Source organism: Paenibacillus sp. FSL P2-0089 (assembly GCF_038595095.1).
Taxonomy (GTDB): Bacteria; Bacillota; Bacilli; order Paenibacillales; family Paenibacillaceae; genus Paenibacillus_AQ; species Paenibacillus_AQ silagei.
In genome coordinates, this window is sequence record NZ_CP152006.1 from 5,396,817 (window position 1) to 5,415,980 (window position 19,164).

18 protein-coding genes and 1 other RNA gene are annotated in these 19,164 nt (G+C 53.6%); 4 read left to right on the forward strand and 15 right to left on the reverse strand.

The window, feature by feature from the left end; translation table 11 throughout:
- Positions 1 to 258: 258 nt before the first annotated feature.
- Entirely contained in the window at positions 259 to 1,590 is a 1,332-nt protein-coding gene (locus tag NST69_RS22610) for a PhoH family protein (RefSeq protein ID WP_036724299.1), read from the reverse strand.
- Between the two features lie 106 nt (positions 1,591 to 1,696).
- Between NST69_RS22610 and NST69_RS22615 the strand changes: the two genes are divergently transcribed.
- Positions 1,697 to 2,272: a YhcN/YlaJ family sporulation lipoprotein gene (locus tag NST69_RS22615; protein WP_340950836.1), complete on the forward strand. Its 576-nt coding sequence runs from the start codon at positions 1,697 to 1,699 to the stop codon at positions 2,270 to 2,272.
- A 34-nt stretch (positions 2,273 to 2,306) separates the two neighbouring features.
- Here the strand turns inward: NST69_RS22615 and NST69_RS22620 are convergent, their stop codons facing one another.
- From NST69_RS22620 to NST69_RS22645, 6 genes are all read right to left on the reverse strand, one after another.
- Positions 2,307 to 2,759, reverse strand: a complete 453-nt coding sequence (locus NST69_RS22620) for a pyridoxamine 5'-phosphate oxidase family protein (protein WP_342547171.1) — start codon at positions 2,757 to 2,759, stop codon at positions 2,307 to 2,309.
- Between the two features lie 100 nt (positions 2,760 to 2,859).
- Positions 2,860 to 3,963, reverse strand: coding sequence for an LCP family protein (locus NST69_RS22625; RefSeq protein ID WP_342547172.1), 1,104 nt, complete (start codon positions 3,961 to 3,963; stop codon positions 2,860 to 2,862).
- Positions 3,964 to 4,050: 87 nt separating this feature from the next.
- Entirely contained in the window at positions 4,051 to 4,347 is a 297-nt protein-coding gene (locus tag NST69_RS22630; protein WP_036724304.1) for a YlaH-like family protein, read from the reverse strand.
- A gap of 151 nt (positions 4,348 to 4,498) precedes the next feature.
- Positions 4,499 to 6,343, reverse strand: a complete 1,845-nt coding sequence (typA, locus tag NST69_RS22635) for a translational GTPase TypA (protein ID WP_036724305.1) — start codon at positions 6,341 to 6,343, stop codon at positions 4,499 to 4,501.
- Between the two features lie 255 nt (positions 6,344 to 6,598).
- Positions 6,599 to 7,111 carry a hypothetical protein gene (locus NST69_RS22640; RefSeq protein WP_076075875.1) on the reverse strand — a complete coding sequence of 171 codons (513 nt, stop codon included), beginning with the start codon at positions 7,109 to 7,111 and terminating at the stop codon, positions 6,599 to 6,601.
- A gap of 213 nt (positions 7,112 to 7,324) precedes the next feature.
- Complete coding sequence (locus NST69_RS22645) at positions 7,325 to 7,984, reverse strand: TerC family protein (protein WP_342547173.1); 660 nt, start codon at positions 7,982 to 7,984, stop codon at positions 7,325 to 7,327.
- A 183-nt stretch (positions 7,985 to 8,167) separates the two neighbouring features.
- Here NST69_RS22645 and NST69_RS22650 point away from each other — a divergent pair, with 183 nt between their 5' ends.
- The gene (locus tag NST69_RS22650) at positions 8,168 to 8,857 is read left to right on the forward strand and encodes a TerC family protein (protein ID WP_342547174.1); all 690 of its coding nucleotides are present in this window, start codon (positions 8,168 to 8,170) and stop codon (positions 8,855 to 8,857) included.
- Here NST69_RS22650 and thiI read toward each other — a convergent pair.
- From thiI to NST69_RS22680, 6 genes are all read right to left on the reverse strand, one after another.
- A complete protein-coding gene (gene thiI, locus NST69_RS22655; RefSeq protein ID WP_340980864.1) occupies positions 8,839 to 10,080 on the reverse strand; it encodes a tRNA uracil 4-sulfurtransferase ThiI in 1,242 nt (413 codons plus the stop codon). The two genes, NST69_RS22650 and thiI, sit on opposite strands and share 19 nt — an antisense overlap.
- 57 nt (positions 10,081 to 10,137) lie before the next feature.
- Complete coding sequence (locus NST69_RS22660; RefSeq protein WP_342547175.1) at positions 10,138 to 11,289, reverse strand: cysteine desulfurase family protein; 1,152 nt, start codon at positions 11,287 to 11,289, stop codon at positions 10,138 to 10,140.
- Between the two features lie 114 nt (positions 11,290 to 11,403).
- The gene (locus NST69_RS22665) at positions 11,404 to 12,114 is read right to left on the reverse strand and encodes a lytic transglycosylase domain-containing protein (protein ID WP_342547176.1); all 711 of its coding nucleotides are present in this window, start codon (positions 12,112 to 12,114) and stop codon (positions 11,404 to 11,406) included.
- A 155-nt stretch (positions 12,115 to 12,269) separates the two neighbouring features.
- Positions 12,270 to 12,680 (reverse strand): hypothetical protein, encoded by a 411-nt coding sequence (locus tag NST69_RS22670; protein ID WP_342547177.1) that lies wholly within the window; start codon positions 12,678 to 12,680, stop codon positions 12,270 to 12,272.
- Positions 12,681 to 12,693: 13 nt separating this feature from the next.
- Positions 12,694 to 12,918 (reverse strand): DUF1540 domain-containing protein, encoded by a 225-nt coding sequence (locus NST69_RS22675; RefSeq protein ID WP_342550212.1) that lies wholly within the window; start codon positions 12,916 to 12,918, stop codon positions 12,694 to 12,696.
- A gap of 250 nt (positions 12,919 to 13,168) precedes the next feature.
- Positions 13,169 to 13,666, reverse strand: a complete 498-nt coding sequence (locus NST69_RS22680; RefSeq protein WP_036724316.1) for a YpuI family protein — start codon at positions 13,664 to 13,666, stop codon at positions 13,169 to 13,171.
- 287 nt (positions 13,667 to 13,953) lie between these two features.
- Between NST69_RS22680 and NST69_RS22685 the strand changes: the two genes are divergently transcribed.
- Complete coding sequence (locus NST69_RS22685) at positions 13,954 to 15,825, forward strand: S8 family peptidase (RefSeq protein WP_342547178.1); 1,872 nt, start codon at positions 13,954 to 13,956, stop codon at positions 15,823 to 15,825.
- 17 nt (positions 15,826 to 15,842) lie between these two features.
- Here NST69_RS22685 and NST69_RS22690 read toward each other — a convergent pair whose 3' ends face one another.
- Complete coding sequence (locus NST69_RS22690; protein ID WP_342547179.1) at positions 15,843 to 17,276, reverse strand: PLP-dependent aminotransferase family protein; 1,434 nt, start codon at positions 17,274 to 17,276, stop codon at positions 15,843 to 15,845.
- 96 nt (positions 17,277 to 17,372) lie between these two features.
- Between NST69_RS22690 and NST69_RS22695 the strand changes: the two genes are divergently transcribed.
- Positions 17,373 to 18,587: a PLP-dependent aminotransferase family protein gene (locus NST69_RS22695; protein WP_342547180.1), complete on the forward strand. Its 1,215-nt coding sequence runs from the start codon at positions 17,373 to 17,375 to the stop codon at positions 18,585 to 18,587.
- A 154-nt stretch (positions 18,588 to 18,741) separates the two neighbouring features.
- Here NST69_RS22695 and rnpB read toward each other — a convergent pair.
- Positions 18,742 to 19,157: RNase P RNA component class A (rnpB, locus tag NST69_RS22700), an RNA gene on the reverse strand.
- Between the last annotated feature and the right edge of the window lie 7 nt (positions 19,158 to 19,164).

The window sequence follows — 19,164 nt, forward strand, 5'->3', positions numbered from 1 at the left end:
TAGAGGTTGAAATCGGTCTTTAAAGGCGAACGCTACGCTTCTCCAGAACAATTCCGCTCCCTCCGCTGATCGCACCTATTAACTGCACAAAAACTCTCCCGCTGCTTCCGGGGGCGGGCAGGCAAAAAGCCGGGAGTGGTGATCTCCCGGCTCTGATTGTACTTACTCACCGGCTGATTGCCGGTTGAATAGCGGCTTTTGCCCGCTGAGTTGTGAACTGCAGCAATGATAAACAGCTGCATGAGACATTTGCGAGGGCTACAGCAGATCGGCAGCCAGCTGGGCCAGATGCGAACGCTCACCCTTCTCAAGGGTAATATGTCCGCTAATGCCCTGCTGCTTGAACTTCTCAACGATATAACTGAGGCCGTTGCTCGCCGCATCCAGATAAGGGTGGTCAATCTGCTCGGGGTCACCCATCAGGATCACCTTACTGCCCTCGCCGGCCCGGGAGACAATCGTCTTCACTTCGTGGCGGGACAGGTTCTGCGCCTCATCAATGATAATGAACTGCGACGGGATGGAGCGGCCGCGGATATAAGTCAGCGCCTCAACCTGGATACTTCCCAGACCCATCAATATTTTATCGATATCCCCTGCCTTCTTGGTGTCGAACAGGAATTCGAGGTTATCATAAATCGGCTGCATCCATGGACGGAGCTTCTCATCCTTCTCTCCCGGCAGATAGCCGATATCCTTACCCATCGGAACCACCGGGCGGGCAATCAGCAGCTTCTTGTATTTGTGTTCATCCTCTACCTTGAACAATCCGGCCGCTAACGCCAGCAGCGTCTTACCTGTTCCCGCTTTGCCGGTAATGGTCACCAGCGGAATATCATCATTTAGCAGAAGCTCAAGCGCCATCCGCTGCTGCGCATTCCGGGCGCTAATGCCCCATACCGCGTCATTGCCCAGATAGAGCGGCTCCAGGCGGGAAGCATCGCTGTTGACCTTCAGCAGCGCTGATTTGCCGCTGCCGATCTCATCCTTCAGAATGACGAATTCATGCGGATACAGCGGATAGGAAAGCGCCAGCTGCTTCGTGGGCAGGAACCGGTGACTGTAATATTCATCAATCAGTGAAGGATGGGCCATCAGCGACTGGCAGCCGGAGTAGAGCTCATTCAGATCGCCGGTGCGGTCAGACAAATAATCCTCCGGCGTTATACCAAGCACATCCGCTTTGATGCGGACAAGAACATCTTTACTTACAAGTACCACAGGACTCGGGTCAGCCTTCTCATTCTCCTCATGGAGATAATTGAGCGCTACAGCGAGTATCCGGTTGTCATTGGAGACTTCGCCGAACATCTCCTGTACCTTGACGAAGCTGCGGTGGTTAAGCTCCACCTTCAGCGTGCCTCCGTGGTCCAGTACCACCCCGCTGTGCAGGTGGCCCAGCTCCCGGAGTCCGTCTAACAGACGCGATACGGTGCGGGCGTTGCGGCCGATTTCATCGGCATTACGCTTCTTGGAGTCGATTTCTTCCAGGACTACAGCAGGAATGACCACCTCATTCGCCTTGAAAGCAAAAATCGAATTGGGGTCGTGCAACAGCACGTTAGTGTCCAGTACGAATATCTTTTTCATGTTATCCCCTCCACAGCGCCTGGTTTGATTGATCATACATAACTCTTTTCAGCAAGGGCAAGATAAGGTAAATCACTAATTCTCAGGCTGAAAGGAGTACGCACATATGAGAAAATCAATGTGTCTGTTGCTGGTACTGCTGCTGCTGACAAGCTGCGGTATCGCTAATAAAGAGACATCACCCTCTCCTCAGGATAAACAATCAGCTGGCACTTTAAACAGCCAGGGGAACCGCGGAGTGCGGACTTTGTCGGAAGATGGTACAGCCGTACAGGAGCCCACCCCAGATTCGGGACAACCTTCAGCAGGCAAGCGCGACAGCGATGTGGCACTCAAGGATCATTTTGAACAATTAGCGCGAAGAGTCCCAGGTGTAGAAGGCGTCCACTGTGTCGTCATGAACAACCTTGCCGTGGTCGGCATTGATGTGGACGGCGCCCTTACCCGTTCGCGAGTCGGAAGCGTGAAATACTCGGTAGCTGAAGCGATCCGCAAGGACCCGAGGGGCGTAAGAGTCCTGGTGACTGCCGACATGGACCTCAGCAGCAGGCTGGCCGAGATGGGCAAGCATATCTCCAAGGGCAACCCGGTCTCGGGCTTCGCCTCCGAGATGGCCGATATTATCGGCCGGATCATTCCGCAGCTGCCGGAGGATATTGAGCCGCAAGGCAATACCCGGTAGGAGCTAATTTCAAAAAAAGCCTAGTGATAGCACACTAGGCTTTTTGCATGGCGGCAAACACTTGTCCGTCCAGCTTCTCGGCCGCACGTGCATCGTATACCTTCGCATATTTCGGAGCAGATTCCAGGTGCGCACCATAGAACAGTGCATTGCGGACCGCTTCAATCTCAATATCAAAACAGCACATCTTAAACGGAACATCCGGCAGCGGGTCCAGCCGAACCGCAGCATGACCGTTAACGGCATGCACCGTCCCTTCGCCAAACACAGTAATCGTTACCCTCGGGTTAACCTTCATGTTGTTCACCAGTCTGGAGCGGTGGTCCACAGCCAGCCGGACAATGGAAGGGCTCACAGCATAGATCCAGGAGATTGCAGTCGACGTAGGTCCGCCGGATTCTGCATCCACAGTGTTAAGAAGAACAAACGTCTCCGATTGCAGCATAGCTAGCAGAGTTTCATTGAGCTGAGCAACGGCTTCAGACATAGTTACAGGCCCCCTATGCGGCAAGAATACATTCAATTTATTATATTATAGCACAGGACGAAACTTGCATTCAATTTACAGATTGTACCCTGCCTGCTGTTCAGGGCTGACCTGAGACCACTGCAGCGGACTCTCCGGATATCCGGTCCTGAAGGCTTTTCTTGGCTGCGTCCAGCTCCTTATCGTTAATATATACATAGGGGCTGCGCCAGGTTCCTGTTACCGGTACATATTCGACATTCTCCTTGGAAATATCCCAATACGTAGCGATCAGGCTCTTAATCTGCGCATTCTCAATATCGCTCTCCAGATTATCGTCCACCGCATCCAGCACCCGGCCGATTTTGAGAACACCGCCCAGCGACTGCATCTGAGAGATTAATGAAGTCAGTACCTCGTTCTGGCGCTTATTGCGTTCAAAATCATCCGAAGGCTTCGTCGCCGGCTTGCAGTTGGACTTGCGGTAACGCACATAATCCAGCGCTTTATCTCCGTTTAGCTTGGCTTCGCCTTTTTTAAGATTAATATTGGTGCCGTCCACACTGTCCGTGTAACACATATTGGCACTAATATTAACGTCTACGCCGCCGAACTCATCCACAATATCCCGGAAGCCCTGGAAATCCAGTACGGTTGCGTAATCGACCTTAATGTCCAGATATTTGCCCATCATCTTCTTCATCTCATCCTCGGCCAGAGTCCCGGAGGTCTTCTCCTTGCTCTTGAAGCGGGAGTAAAAGGCATTGATCTTCGTCTTCTTGTATCCGCCAAGCTCGACATATGTATCACGGGGTAATGAGACCACCGTAGCCGATTTGGTCTCCGGGTTCAAGGCCGCGACCATGATCACATCCGTCAGGTTGGACGGGTGCTTCGGACGGTTGTCCGTTCCAAGCAGCAGCATCGTCAGCGGCTTCTCCGAGGCGGATTGTCCGGCCGCAACCGGCTGGTCCACGCCGAATCCTCCGTGGTCCACCTTCCAGTACAAATATCCTGCGTAACCCAATGCTGCTATAACAGCAATCAGGAGAATGATGAGCAGCACCCTCATCAGCCGGGCGAAGAATCCGCGCTTTTTCGGTTTCCGCGCTTTTTTCTTTGCAGTTGTAGCTGAAGCAGCAGACCTCGGCTGCTGCCGGTTAGTAGTGGTGCTTCCTTGCTGGCTGTTCCTTCTGGGTGGCAAATTGCCCTCGCTTGTATTCATAATCCTTTTAGTTCCTTTTCATTCAACTGGAGTTGAAGTAGATAACTTCGTAATAACTTAGACGAGCCCTATCATCAAAAGTTGCGCCTACTGCCGTTTTGCAGCCGCTGCAGCCTTCCGCTTCTGCCGGGCCTCGACCAGGTAGCGGACCCGCACAAGCAGCATCAGCCCGACCGCTACCAGCAGGCACTGGATGATCGGCAGCTTGTCATGCTGGAAGATAAGAAGCATGCCTGAGCCTGCCGCCATCATCACATACAGTACGATCTCTTTGCCGATCGGCAGCTTCTGATTGACGCGGAATACTCGGTTATACACATAAGTGAGTAAGATAAAAATGACAATGTAAGCGATAACTGGATGCTCAGCGAACCAGCTTTGCATAGCCCGTCACTCCTCCCGGATCATAAGTTACGCTTACATTATATCACCCGCAGCCATTTTATACTGCTATTAATCCCTGCAATTTGAAAGATCCACGCCTGTAAAATGAGAAAAGCCGCCGGAATAATCCGGCGGCTTCATTGTTATCAGCTTACGCTTGGCTGGCTTGCGCCGCCTTACGCTGCTTCTCTACACGCTCGCGCTCGCCCTTATTCAGGATCTTTTTGCGCAGACGTACAGATTTAGGAGTGATCTCACAATATTCATCATCATTCAAGTATTCAAGCGCGCCTTCCAAAGAGAAGGTACGTGGAGTCTTCATTTTTACAGTATCATCTTTGCCTGAGGTACGCATGTTGGTAAGTGCTTTTTCTTTACAAATGTTAACGATAATATCGTTATCACGGGTATGCTCGCCAACAATCATACCTTCATAAATTTCTGTACCTGCATCCAGGAAAAGAATACCACGATCCTCAACACCCACGATTCCGTATTGGGTTGTTGTACCACTTTCACTTGCTACAAGCACACCCTGATGACGTCCGCCAACTTGGCCGCCAACCAGTGGAGCATAGCTGTCGAAGGCATGGTTCATTACACCGTAGCCGCGTGTCAGCGTCAGGAAATGTGTGTTATAGCCGATCAGGCCGCGTGCCGGAATCAGGAATTCCAGACGGACTTGGCCGGTACCGTGGTTGATCATGTTGACCATCTCGGCTTTACGGCTGCCCAGACTTTCCATAACGGAGCCCATGCTTTCTTCCGGAATGTCAATCATAAGGCGCTCAAGCGGCTCGGATCTGACACCATCGATGTCTTTAATAATTACTTGCGGTTTAGACACTTGCATCTCATAACCTTCACGGCGCATATTCTCGATCAGAATACCAAGGTGAAGCTCACCGCGTCCAGAAACGATAAATGCATCAGGACTGTCTGTTTCATCTACACGCAAGCTCACATCCGTTTCCAGTTCTTTGAACAGACGCTCACGAAGCTTACGGGAAGTTACCCATTTACCTTCTTTACCGGCAAAAGGACTGTTATTCACAAGGAAAGTCATTTGCATCGTTGGCTCGTCAATCTTAAGAACAGGCAATGCTTCAGGGTGCTGCGGATCAGCAATCGTCTCACCGATGTTGATATCCTTGATACCGGCAATAGCCACGATGTCGCCTGCGCCGGCCTCTTCTGTCTCCACACGCTTCAGACCCTGGAAGCCGAACAGCTTCTCGATACGGGCAGTCTTGCTCTTGCCGTCACGCATAATGACTGTAACGGACTGGCCTTGCTTGATTACACCGCGGTTCACGCGGCCAATGGCGATACGGCCCAGGTATTCGTTGTAGTCCATCAGTGTTACCAGGAACTGCAGCGGTTCTTCAACCTTCTCAGTTGGAGCCGGGATATGCTCAACGATGGTTTCATAAAGTGAAAGCATAGTCTCATCCTGCTTCTCAGCATTCATGCTCGATGTGCCATTAAGCGCAGAAGCATAGACTACAGGGAATTCAAGCTGATCGTCACTGGCTTCAAGCTCAATGAACAAGTCCAGCACTTCATCAATAACTTCCTTCGGACGTGCAGCCGGACGGTCAATCTTGTTCACGACTACGATTGGGGTCAGGTGCTGTTCCAGCGCCTTGCGGAGTACGAATTTGGTCTGCGGCATGCAGCCTTCATAAGCGTCAACAACGAGCAGTACGCCGTCAACCATCTTCATGATCCGTTCTACTTCGCCGCCGAAGTCAGCGTGTCCAGGTGTATCTACGATGTTAATCAGGAACTCTTTATAAGTGATTGCTGTATTTTTAGCTAGGATTGTAATTCCACGTTCCCGTTCGATATCGTTAGAGTCCATGGCGCGTTCTTGAACGTGCTCGTGCGCGCTGAAAATCCCGGACTGCTGGAGAAGCTGATCGACGAGTGTTGTTTTACCATGGTCAACGTGGGCAATGATCGCAATGTTACGGATATCTTTTCTTGAATGCATGATTTGTATCCAAATCCTCTCATTTATCAAATTAAAACTGTTTAAATTCTTAGCATGTCACGGCAGTCTCACAAAAGAAGCGCCAGGCAGAAAGCCGACGCTCCAACATTCCTTAATTTTATAGTGAAAGTACTATGAAAAGCAAGTCTTTTTCTGAAAAAAAACGTTGCCAAGTCCGCTTAAATTTTCTAATTTTGCCTCATGTCCGGCTCAGCGGTCTTGAATTGTCCTATCAGGGCGTGTAGACGATCTGTTCTACCAGCCACCGTTCCACTTCTTACGGCTTCCCGGTCTGCCTCTTCCCAGCATCAGCCACAGTCCCGCAGCAACCAGCACAGCGCCGAGCAGATAGAGCGCACCAGTACCCAGCAGGGTGAAGATAACCAGCACTACACTAAGCAATCCAAGGATCACAGCGGCTGTAGTTAACCCTCCGGTTCTGCCTGAAGCATATAGCGAATATTCGTACAGTCCCACTGCGATCCCCAGCAGAAGAACAGGCCATAAGTATCTCATGAGGTCCCAGCCCCAGGTATTGCATAAGCCGAAGAGCAAGCCATACACCGATAGTATGCCCGCAGGAATGAGTACAGATGCAGAAGCGCGGCGGGTGAAAAAGAGCACATGCAGGAACAGGCCCGGAACCAGAATGATGAGCGGCCATAAGGCCCGTCCCAGAAAACCGAACACCCCCAGCTTGCCCAGCAGAATCACGAGCCCGGCGGCGGCGATGAACACACCCAGTTTCATGTCATTTTTGGAAGACATCTTTCACCTATCCCTTCAAAATTTCGTGTCTTTTCACCGGTCGGTGCCCCTTCAGCAGGCAAATCCGGCGACAGGTTTTCCTTTATTTTATCTGATATACACATAAAACACCATCATTCTTCACACATCCCGGCGGGGCATTCTCGAAAAAAAAAGAAATAAGGCTGCACCAAAGCCTTCCAGCTTTTGGTACAGCCTTATTATTGCCGGTTATCAGCCTGCGGATACTTTCCTGTGCTTCAGCATGCCCGTGATAACCACAATAATGCCCAGCAGCATTGGCAGTATGGTATGAAGCGTCGGCAGCAGGAACGAAATCACCGGGCCGAATTTGGCATCCTGCAGCAGCATGTTCCCGGCGGTATACGCCAGAATATAGGCACCGATGAAGATCAGCACCGGGAAGCGGTGCAGCCAGCCCACGATGATGCCGCTCCCCCAGACGACAATCGGAATGCTGATCGCAATCCCGATCACAATCAGTGCCAGATCCCCTTTGGCCAGCCCGGCAATCGCCAGTACATTATCCAGGCTCATGATGAAGTCCGCCAGCAGGATGGTGCGTACGGATTTCCATACGCTAGGGCTTCCCTCAATTCTCAGCTCTTCCTCGTCCTCGAGCAGCAGCTTGAAGGAAATCCAGAGCAGCAGCATGGCCCCTCCGGCTTCAATATACGGAATCTTGAGCAGCAGCACTGCGGCGAAGGTCAGGATACAGCGCAGCGCGACTGCTCCAGCGGCCCCCCACCAGACTGCCAGCTTCCTGTGCTTCTCCGGCAGATTCTTGCTGGCCATCGCAATGACCATGGCATTGTCTCCGCTGAGCACCAGATTAATCATTAGAATTTCACCAAGCAGCAATAATGAATCCATCCACCTCAGCCTCCCTGAACTCCATGTATCTACATGTATGCCGGGGGGCGACAAGCTATGCTTCTTGTCCCGCTATTTTAGAAACTGCGCATGTACGGCCGGATTGCAGCGTATATCTATAGTCTCCGGCCGGAATGGCCGCAAGGGGAATGCAAGCCACCAAACCTATAGGAGTGACCCGGGATGAATACATCCGCTGCGGATTTCATATTATCTCTGCTGAATATCGTGTTCCTTGATCTTATTCTGGCGGGCGACAATGCCATCGTCATCGGCCTGGCCGCGCGGAACCTGCAAGGACAACGGCAGAAGCAGGCAATTCTTCTTGGCACAGGCGGAGCGGTAATCTTGCGGATCATCGCCACGATTCTTGTGGTGTGGCTGCTAAAGATTCCATGGCTGCTGGCAATCGGCGGGCTGCTGCTGATCCTTATTGCTTATAAGCTGCTGTCCGGCGGCAGTGCAGAGACGGATATTCAGGCCGGCGGAACGCTGTGGGCGGCTGTTAGGACAATTATTATAGCCGACGCAGCCATGGGACTGGACAACGTCATTGCTGTTGCCGGTGCAGCGAATCATAATATTACGCTGGTCGTACTGGGACTACTGATCAGTGTGCCTATTGTGGTCTGGGGAAGTACCCTGTTTATCCGGTTGATCAACAGATATCCATGGATTATCTATCTCGGGTCAGGCGTACTCGGCTTCACAGCCTCCAGCATGATTTTCGGCGAGAAGGTCATTGCCCCGTACCTCAAGTCACATCCGCTGCTGCATGTTCTGTTCATCGCCGCAGTCATTGCCGGTATTCTGGCTGCGGGACACTGGAAGCGCCGCCGGACACAACTCGCTGTTCAGAACCATTCTTCCTGAAGGCCTGCCTGCGCCGGTACCAAGTCCTCCGGCTTCTCGTTGCCATAAGGTGTAATGAGTACGGTCTCGGTTCCGGCAACCGCCGTATCGAGTAAGGCCTGATAGCCCGGCAGCGTCGCTTCAATCTTGTCTACAATCCGCAGATTCGGATTCGTCGTCGGTGATTTGGGCACGAACAGTGTACAGCAATCCTCGTATGGCAGGATGGACAAGTCATACGTACCGATGGTCTTGGAGAGCTCCACAATCTCACTCTTGTCCATCATCACCAGCGGACGCAGCAGCGGGAGAGCCGTTGCACGCCCGATCACATTCATACTTGGCAGGGTCTGGCTGGCCACCTGGCCCAGACTATCGCCGGTAATCAGCGCAAGCGCCCCCTCCTTCTCCGCAAGGGCGGTAGCAATCCGCAGCATAGCCCGGCGCATGAGTGTAATAATCAGATTATCCTGCCCGATTCCGGTAAAAGAGGTCTGCACCTCCGTAAACGGAACCAGATGCAGCTTGATCACACCAGCATAACGTGACAAGATACGGGTCAAATCTACAACCTTCTGGCGGGCAAGCTCGCTCGTATAAGGATAGCTGTAAAAGTGGACGCACTCTACCTCCAGCCCCCTGCGCATGGATGACCAGCCCGCAACCGGACTGTCGATCCCGCCGGAGAGCAGCAGCATAGCCTTGCCGTTCGTTCCCAGCGGGAAGCCGCCGACTCCGGCAATATTCTCACAGAAAATAAGAGTATGACCTTCCCGAATCTCAATCTTCAGCTCCAGATCGGGAGATCTCACATCTACCAGCAGCCCCGGATAACCCTGGAGCAGCGGTGTAGCTATAAGCTTATTCATCTCTATAGAGCCGTAAGGGAAGCCCTTCCACACCCGGCGAGCGCTAACCTTGAAGCTGGTTCCCGCCGCTGGAGCAATAAGGTGGAGGAAGGTCCGGCTGGCCGCAAGAATATCGCCGAATTCCGGCCGGGAGACCTTCACCGGGCTAATCGAGGCGATCCCGAATACTTTTACGAGCGCCTCTGTTAATTCTCCTGCCGGTTCACCGTTCAATTCGACGTAGATCCGCCCGAATTCCCGGGTCAGCTTCACGTTCGGATACGGCTTCACCATCTCCTTCACATGCCGCAGTACGGTCTTCTCGAACCGGCTGCGGTTCTTCCCTTTCAGAATGAACTCCCCGAAGCGCAGCAGGAGCATATCGGCATAGTCCATGCTGCTTCCGTATCCGGCATTCTGTGCTCCGCTACCTGTCTCAGTTGTTGTCATTGGTTATTTCATGCCTCCTTCTGCAATCTTCAAGGATTGGACGGCTGCCAGCAGCGCCTGCTCCAGCCTGCTCACATCCTGTTGCGTGTGACTGTCTCCCAGGCTGATCCGTATGCCGCCAAGCGCAGCAGCGGTATCCCTGCCCATGGACAGCAGAATCCGGCTCGGCTCGGCCAGTCGTGAGGAACAGGCGGAGCGTGTGGCGACCGCCATCCCGAGCTCCTCCAGCCTGCGGGCCAGAACCTCCCCCTTCATGCCGGGGTAAGAGAAGTGGACAATATGCGGCGCCCCGTCCTCCATGCTGTTCAGTACAAGCTCCGGTATCCCTGCTATATAATTCTCCAGCTGCGCCTTGAGCGGACGAATCCGGGCGCTGAAGGCCTCCCGCTGTTCTCCGCTCATCCGCATGGCCTTGGCTGAAGCTACAATATTCGGCACATTCTCTGTCCCGGCGCGCTTGCCCTGTTCCTGGAAACCGCCAGTCAACAAGGGAAACAGCGTGACGCCTTCTCTGACATAGAGAATTCCCGTCCCGCGCGGCCCGCGTAATTTATGCGCGGACAGGCTGTACAGATCTGCCTGCCAGTCCTTCAGTGGAGCCTCAAGCTTCCCGTAGCCCTGCACGCCGTCTACATGGAAGAGTGTCCGGCGGTTCACCGCCTTGACCAGTTGTCCTATCTCACGCAGCGGCTGTACCGTGCCGATCTCATTATTCACATGCATCACACTGACCAGCACCGTATCCGGCCGGACCGCAGCGGCAATCCTTGAGGGTTCGACCACCCCCTGAGGGTCAGGGGCTACGAAGGTAACCTCCCAGCCCAGCTTCTGCAGCTGAAGACAGCTCTCGTAGACCGAAGGATGCTCCAGCTCCGTGGTCACAATATGCCGCCCTCTGCTCTGATACTGCAGCGCAGCTCCTTTGACCGCCAGATTGTTGCTCTCGGTAGCACCCGAGGTGAATATAATTTCCTGCGGCAACACATCAAGCGCAGCTGCGCACACCTCACGCGCACGCTTGATCAGCTTGTCCGCCTCTTCTCCCGCCCGGTGCAGGGAAGAGGGGTTGGCGAAGTGCTTCCTCATCACCTGCTCCAGCGTCTGCACAACCTCCTCATAGGGAGGGGCAGCAGCGGCATAATCCCAATACAGCATATATCTGCGTTCTCCTTTGTTGATCAGAATTCATAACTGCTTATATGTTGCAAAAAGGATCAAACGGCCTGCCTCCCAAAAGAAGCAGGGGGCAGATTCCGTTTGATCCTTATATTATACCGCGAATTGCGCGCGGGCGCGTTCTATTTTGGCAATGTAGGCCTGTGTCTCCTTCGGAAGCTCGGAGAGATTCGCCATAAGCTCAGCATCGCTGCTGACTCCAAGCTTGTTCACCCGGCCCGGTCCGGCATTATAGGCGGCCAGCGCCATCTTCTCCTGTCCGTCATACCGCTTAAGCTGGTACGAGAGGTATCGTACGCCGCCGTCAATGCTCTGAGCAGGATCGAAGGGATCGGAGACACCCAGTCCGTTAGCCGTTCCGTCCATTAACTGCATCAGTCCCTTGGCACCAGCAGAAGATACAACATTCGGATTGAAGGAGGATTCCGTATCAATAACCGCCTTGATCAGATCAACCGGAACGCCATATTTCGCGCTGGCAGTCTGAATCAGCTGTTCATAATCCGTCGGCACGGTCTGCGTTATTTCCCCGGAAATGCCGCTATTCGCCTCTGCTGCTTCCCCAAGCTGCTGCCACAGCAGATTATCCAACGAAGAGCTACCTGCAAGAGCAACGTATGTGCTTTTATTGCTGCTGTCAGTGGCTTGAGACGTCCCGGCTGCCTGCTGAAGCATTGCAGTGAACGCCGCTGCCGAGGCACCGGTCACTCCGGGGTTCGATTTGGTATCCTCACGCTTCATGCTTGAGCTTCTCAGGTCTACCCATTTCAACTGACCGCTTGGCGCAGCGGCATTGATTGACATGCATTCATTCCCTCTTTCACGCGAAGTCTTATATTTGAACTTTACTATTTATTCACAGCAATTACTATATGCCTAAGCGAAAAAACAGACCTCAGACCTGCATAGTTAGGTCTGATAGCCTGTTTTGAAAATCGGATGTGCAGATTCAGCCGGCGCTAACGGGCAAAAGGAATTAAGACAAAATAGCTTAAAGTGGATACAATCCCCAGCCCCATCGACCAGGCCCCGGCTGATTTTTGTCCTCTGGCATACGCATAATACCCCAGAACAGCGGCAATCGGCCCCAATATAATGGACCAGATGAATAAGGATACTACACCGAAGCCCAGGCCGATATAGCCAATACTCCTGTCCTCTCCCTCTCTTACACGGACTGATGTCCGCTGAGCTTCGCCGCTCCGTTCCATAGTGTTCTGAAGCTGCGAGGGGAGCGGACTGAGCTCGGCGGCATACTCCTCATTGTGGCTTCGGTCCCGGCGGGGGTAATCGACTCTGCTGCGCGGGCGCAGGATAACCTTTCGGCGGGCGGAACGGTCCACTTTGGGTTCATCATTCGGATTATCCATAAGGGCCTCCTTCTCAGGCGTTCGGCTTGAACGTCAGACAACAGGTTGCGGACGAGGTTCCGGCATGATCATGATGATTACCCGCCGTCACCTCCTCTGCGTATTCCTCCATGTAACGGCTGCCTGCATGCTGATCGATCTCAATGACAATTTCCTCGGCACGGCACAGGTTCTGTTCTCCCCAAAAATGACAGTTGCTTACACTACACTTCACAAGCGGTTTAGCGTTTGTCATAATGATCACCTCGTCATGTATTATGCCCGCTGGTGAAATCGGCTATGCGGCTGAAGGCTGCTCACCTGAACACACAAGTGGAAACGGCTTTGCTGTCCTTTTAAAGGACGGTACCGTTTCGGCGAGAAATTGATTTATTTATTGCGTGAAACACATAAATGCTTATATTTACAAAAAAAAGACCGCCCCAACCAGCCATATCGGCAGTTGGGACAGTCTTTTACAGATATAAGATGATAGACCGGACAATGGATTACACCTGATTCTGCATCCGCTTCTCTGTCAAATAATCATTCTCATAATAAGTCAGATCATCACGCAATTCTTCATAGACCTTGGTGATCTCCATAATGATATCGCGTGCCGGACGCACAGGCTTCTTACGGAAACGGATCGCATCCTGCCCGGTATAGGCGTAACGTCCATCCTCCGAATAACTCTCATTCTTAGGATAGAAGAAGTTATTAACTCCTAGATGATATACATTATATAGCGCTTTTTGCGCGAAAGGTTCATCGAAGGTAGCACGGCGCAATGCAAGCCCAAGCTTCTCATAAGACATTTCCGAGAACACCAGCAGATGGCGGAGATCGGACAGGAACCCCCGATAGAAATGCAGCGTTTCTTCATCCTCTTCGGTAACAAGCTGCGGAAGCGCATGCTCATTCAGGAACAGTTCCATTTTGTCGATAACGGATTTAAGCTTCTCTCTCGTTGATTCACACAATTTCTGCACACTTACTGCTGACATGGCGGTTGCTCCCCCTTATTGTTCCTTGCATTAGTAGTTGTTAATGACACTTAGACATTGCAGTTGTACTCTCTTGATAGTATCACAAAATCTCCTAAGCCTCCACCGTACGGATACCGGAAAAGAATCCTTCTTCTAAAAAGAAAAGTACAAGCCCCGGAAGGCGCTTTCTTTTTGATATTAACATAAAACCAAGGACGGCGGTAGCCTTTTCGTAAGATGAATAAAACCAGCTTCAGCTCCGAACCCTAACAGGTATATGAAACGACAAGGAAGGAGCGGAAATCATGTCACGTAAAAATCTAACCGTCGCCGGTATAGTCACTGCCGCGCTGACCGTACTGCTGCTCACCTTCGCCCTGCGGCCGGAAGGCAGCGGCGGCACCCTTCGGAAAGCGTCTGTGCCTAATCCCTCTCAGGAAAAAGTGATCAAGAAAACCACCCTTGTGCAGGATGTAGCGACCACTGACAAGCTGAACCGAGTCGATGTGCACAGACATCTGAGCACCCTGCTGGCCGATATGCATCATGCTTCCCCTGAAGCTATCTCAGCTTATGCCGAGAGCCTTCAGCAGGGGCACGGGCATATTACCATGCTGATGATGGTTGATTTCAACACCCGTAAGACAACCACCTTCAAATCTTCACTGCCGGAAGGAACCGACCAGGAGAATAAGCAGCTGCTTCATTATCTGAACACCGCCAAAGCTGCGATTAAAGGCCACCAATCCTATGAATCCCCCTCGTTCATCATCGGCGACAAAAAGTATTATTTCGTAGCCCAGCGAAACCGGGAGGGACAAGTGGCTGTCATCGCTCTGATTAACCAAAAGATTCTGGACCGCGTTGCGCTGCATCAGCTGAAGAATCTGCGGCTCATTCCGTACCCGAAGGAAGGCAAGTACCGGATAGAATCCGTCCATGCCGATACCTTGAAGGACATCACGGTCAAGACTGGACATGACAATGAAAATGCCAGCCATTACTACGAGAATGAGATCGTCGTCCGCTTCCCGAACGGACATCCCACGGCCGCACAGCTTCAGACCATTGCCGCCGATATCCGCTGCAAGGAGCCGCGCAAGCTGGGGTATGCTTATATTTTCCGGTCAGACAAGATGAGTTACTCCCAGCTCAAGACTTACTTCGCCAATAAGTGGCATCCGCTGTACGCAGAGCCTCACTATATGTACTTAACCAATGATACGGTCAGTGAAAATACGGGAGCTAATGTGATTACCCCTAACGACCTGCTCTTCTCAACTTACCAGTGGAATCTGCCGGCGATTGAAACCCCGCAGGGCTGGAATCTGTCCAAGGGCAGCAAGGAGATCGTAATCGCCGTTGTGGATACCGGTGTTCAAGCGAACCACCCGGATCTGAAGGGGCAGCTGCTCAAGGGCTACAATGCGATTACCAGCGGCAGCACGCCGGATGACGATGTTGGACATGGCACTCATGTGGCCGGCATCATTGGAGCGTTAACCAATAATGAAGAAGGGGTCGCCGGCATCAGCTGGTATAACAAGATCCTTCCGGTAAAAGCGCTGGATAATTCAGGGGCGGGCACCACCTATTCGGTGGCCGAAGGCATTATCTGGGCGGCAGATCAGGGGGCTAAGGTGATTAATCTCAGCCTGGGCAACTATGCCGACTCGCAGTTTCTGCATGATGCGATTAAGTATGCCTATGACCGGGATGTAGTGATTGTCTCCGCTTCCGGCAATGACAATACGGAGCGGCCGGGATATCCCGCAGCCTATGAAGAGGTGATTGCAGTTGCCGCAACGAATGCGGCGGGAGAGCGTGCTTCCTTCTCCAATTACGGGGATTACATCGATGTGGCTGCACCCGGGGAGAGCATTGCCAGCACCTATCCCGATAATCAGTATGCGGCGTTATCCGGCACCTCGATGGCCAGTCCCCATGTAGCGGCGCTGGCCGGACTGGTGCGCTCCTTGAACCCTGCGCTGACGAACAAGGAAGTGACCGCGCTCTTGACCTCTAATGCCATCGATCTGGGCACCGCCGGCCATGATAAGTATTACGGCTGGGGCCAGGTGGATATCTACCGTACCCTGCAGGCGGCAGGAGGAGGCCAGGTTCCGCTCCAGCTGTTCCCGCAGCAGGTCGGCAAACAGCTCGATTCTATACAATAAGCTGCGGCCGTTAGCGGTTAAGAGCGCAGATGCCGTTCCAGCAGCAGCAGGAACCGGCGGAGTCCGCGCTCCATCCCCTCCTGCGTCAGCTGCGAATAGCTCAGCCGGATATGCCTGGAGGGGATATCCCCGGCATAGCAGACATCGCCCGGCAGGAAGGAGATCCCTTCCTGCTCGGCCAGAGCATGCAACTGCTCAATCCCGGGGGATTCTGGCAGCTGCAGCCACAGATTCAGTCCGCCCCCCGGCAGCTGCCAGGTTACCCCGACCGGAGCATTCTGCTTCAGCAGCCTCGCTGCCGCCTCCTGGCGGGCACGCAGCGCTGAACGCAGCTTCGCTACGTACTCGTCATACTGGCGCTCGATGAAGGGCAGCACTGCCCGCTGGGTTAGCAGCGGACTGCCCAGATCACTGGCCGACTTGGCGGCGATCAGCCGGGAGAGAATATTGCCCTCAGCGGCGACACAGGCGATCCGGCAGCCGGGGGCAAGGACTTTGCTGAAGCTCTTCATGTAGACTACATGCCCGGCGGTATCCAGCGATTTAATGGACGCCGGGGGCGGCTGATGGAAATACAGGTCACTGAACGGATCATCCTCCACAATGAGACAGCGGTAGCTGCGAGCAAGCTCCAGCAGACGCTGTCTTCTTGGCATGCTCATCGTGACCCCGCTCGGATTCTGGAAGGTCGGATTGGTATAGATGAGCTTAGGCGGCCTCCGGTCACACATCGCTGTAAGCCGGTCCACGCGCATGCCGTCCCCGTCCATCGGAACGAAGATCATCTCAGCCCCCCGCCCGGCAAAAACATCAATCGCCCCCGTATAGCTGGGCGCCTCCAGATACACCGTATCCCCCGGACCGACAAAGGTCCGGGCGACCAGATCGATCCCCTGCTGTGCACCGCTGGTGATCATCAAATCATCCGCGCCCAGCTGGATTCCCCGGTTCTGCAGGTGCCTGCGCATCACCTCGCGCAGCTCCGGGTCACCCTGGAAATTACCATAGGTGGCCATCAGCTCAGGCTGCTCCTTCACAAGTGCAGCCATGGTCGTGCCAATCGGCCCGAGCGGAAGCAGGCTGCTGTGAATGGAGGCCAGATGAAAGGGATAGTCCACCTCAGAATAATCGAAGTTACGCCAGAGCTGGGCCCGTGGCAGATAGTCATCATAACCGTCCTGCCACCTTGCTTCTGCCCCTTGCCTGCTCCGGTCCCGTTCTGCCACATAGCAGCCCTTCCCCTGGCTGCACAGAATATGTCCGCGCAGCTCCAGGTCAGCATAAGCCTTGCTTACCGTTACCTGGCTTACCTTCAAGGAGGAAGACAGACCTCTAACGGACGGCAGCCGCGTGCCCGGCTGGAGCAGTCCCGAGGTGATCCGCTGCGCGATCGTCTCACTGATCTGCCGGGGCAGCGATTTGTCACCGCTGCGGAGTAAATCAATATGCATGGTCCGTCTCCTCCCAACTGTTATATTTATCGCTTTACTGTTATACCGCTATACCGTTATGATACTACAAAATTCAGAATAGCAGGGAGCATGAATATGAAGATCAACTATGCGGATATGACGAACCATCTGGGGTCCTCCGCAGTCCGCAATATCCTTAAGATCACACAGGGTAAGGACATCATCTCGCTTGCTGGCGGGCTGCCTGCCGAAGAACTGTTTCCGGCAGAAGCGATCCGGGAAGCTTACAGCCGAGTTCTGAGCGGCGACAGTTCTGCGCTGCAATACGGACTGACAGAAGGCTATCTTCCGCTGCGTGAACAGCTTGCCGCCAGACTGGGGCAACAGGGCATCCCTGTCTCCTCCGATGAAATGATCCTCACTACCGGCTCCCAGCAGGCCATAGATCTGCTCTGCAGAATTCTGCTTGATCCGGGAGACACCGTACTTGTAGAGGCACCGACCTATCTCGCCGCCTTGCAGGTACTGGGTTCTTACCGAGCAGACATCCAGGTTGTAAAGAGCGATGAGGAAGGGATGCTGCCGGAGCATCTCGAAGAGCAGCTTCGCACACACCGGCCTAAGCTCCTCTATGCCGTTCCCACCTTCAATAACCCTTCGGGCGCAACCTGGAGCAGGGCACGCCGTGAACAAGTGGTGGAGCTATGCCGGAAATACGGTGTGCTGATGCTGGAGGATAATCCTTACGGAGAGATTAGATTCGATGAATCCCTGCAAGCGTATCCGCCTACCCTCGCAGCCATCGACAGGAATCTGGGCGGGGATACCTGCGTAGTCTATACAGGTACTTTCTCCAAGATCGTAGCTCCGGGACTGCGGACAGGCTGGATCGCTGGTCCCGCCGGGCTGATCAGGATGATCGCCAGAGCCAAGCAAGCCGCCGATCTGCACTCCAGCACCATCGATCAGCGCGCCCTGCATGAGCTGCTGCTGTCCTTCGACCTTGAAGCCCATATCCGGCTGGTCTCCCAGGAATACAAGTCACGATTGCAGCTGCTATCAGCAGAGTTGGCTTCACAGAACTGGCAGGATACATCCTTCCTGGAGCCGCGCGGCGGCATGTTCCTGTGGCTAAGCCTGCCTGCCCGGATACATACCGCCGAGCTGCTGCCGCTTGCTGTGGAGCAAGGGGTTGCCTTCGTTCCGGGGGAAGTCTTCTATTCGGAGCAGCCCATGAAGAACACGATGCGCCTGAATTTCACCCATACCCGGCCGGAGCTGCTGCCGCTCGCGGTGCAGCGATTGACCACCGCGCTGTCCCGGTATGAGGAACGCCTGCTTCCTCTGTAACTCCATCCGCCCGCAGCAATTGAAGTACCCATCCTCTCGTTCAATGCTCCGGGTAACCCAACATTTTCTCAAGAAAAGGCGGCCCCCATCAGGAGGCCGCCGTCTTATTGTTCATATAGTGTGATTAGTGCAAAGTCTTGTTAAAGTTGTCAGTTAGGAAAGTTTGCCGTAAGCCGGGTTCTGTGCTCGTTGTGGTTCAGCCGGGAACTACCCTCCCACCATAAGCGACAATCATCTATCTAGGCCATACATTACTGCACAGCTCCAGCGACCAACCTAGACACGCCTCAGGCGAAGGCTGCGGCTTCCGTGAAGAAGACGCTGCGTCTCATTAGGTCTTGCTCCAGATGGGGTTTACCAGGAACGAAGTCACCAGCGTTCCTCGGGGTCTCTTACACCTCGGTTCCATCCTTGCCTGTGCCGCCCGAAAGCGGCCATCGGCGGTCCATTTCTGTGGCACTATCCTTCAGCTCGCGCCGACTGGACGTTATCCAGCACCCTGCCTTGTGGAGCCCGGACTTTCCTCCCGCATACGCTCTCACGCATACCGGCGATTGTCTGTCAAACTTTCCGAAAC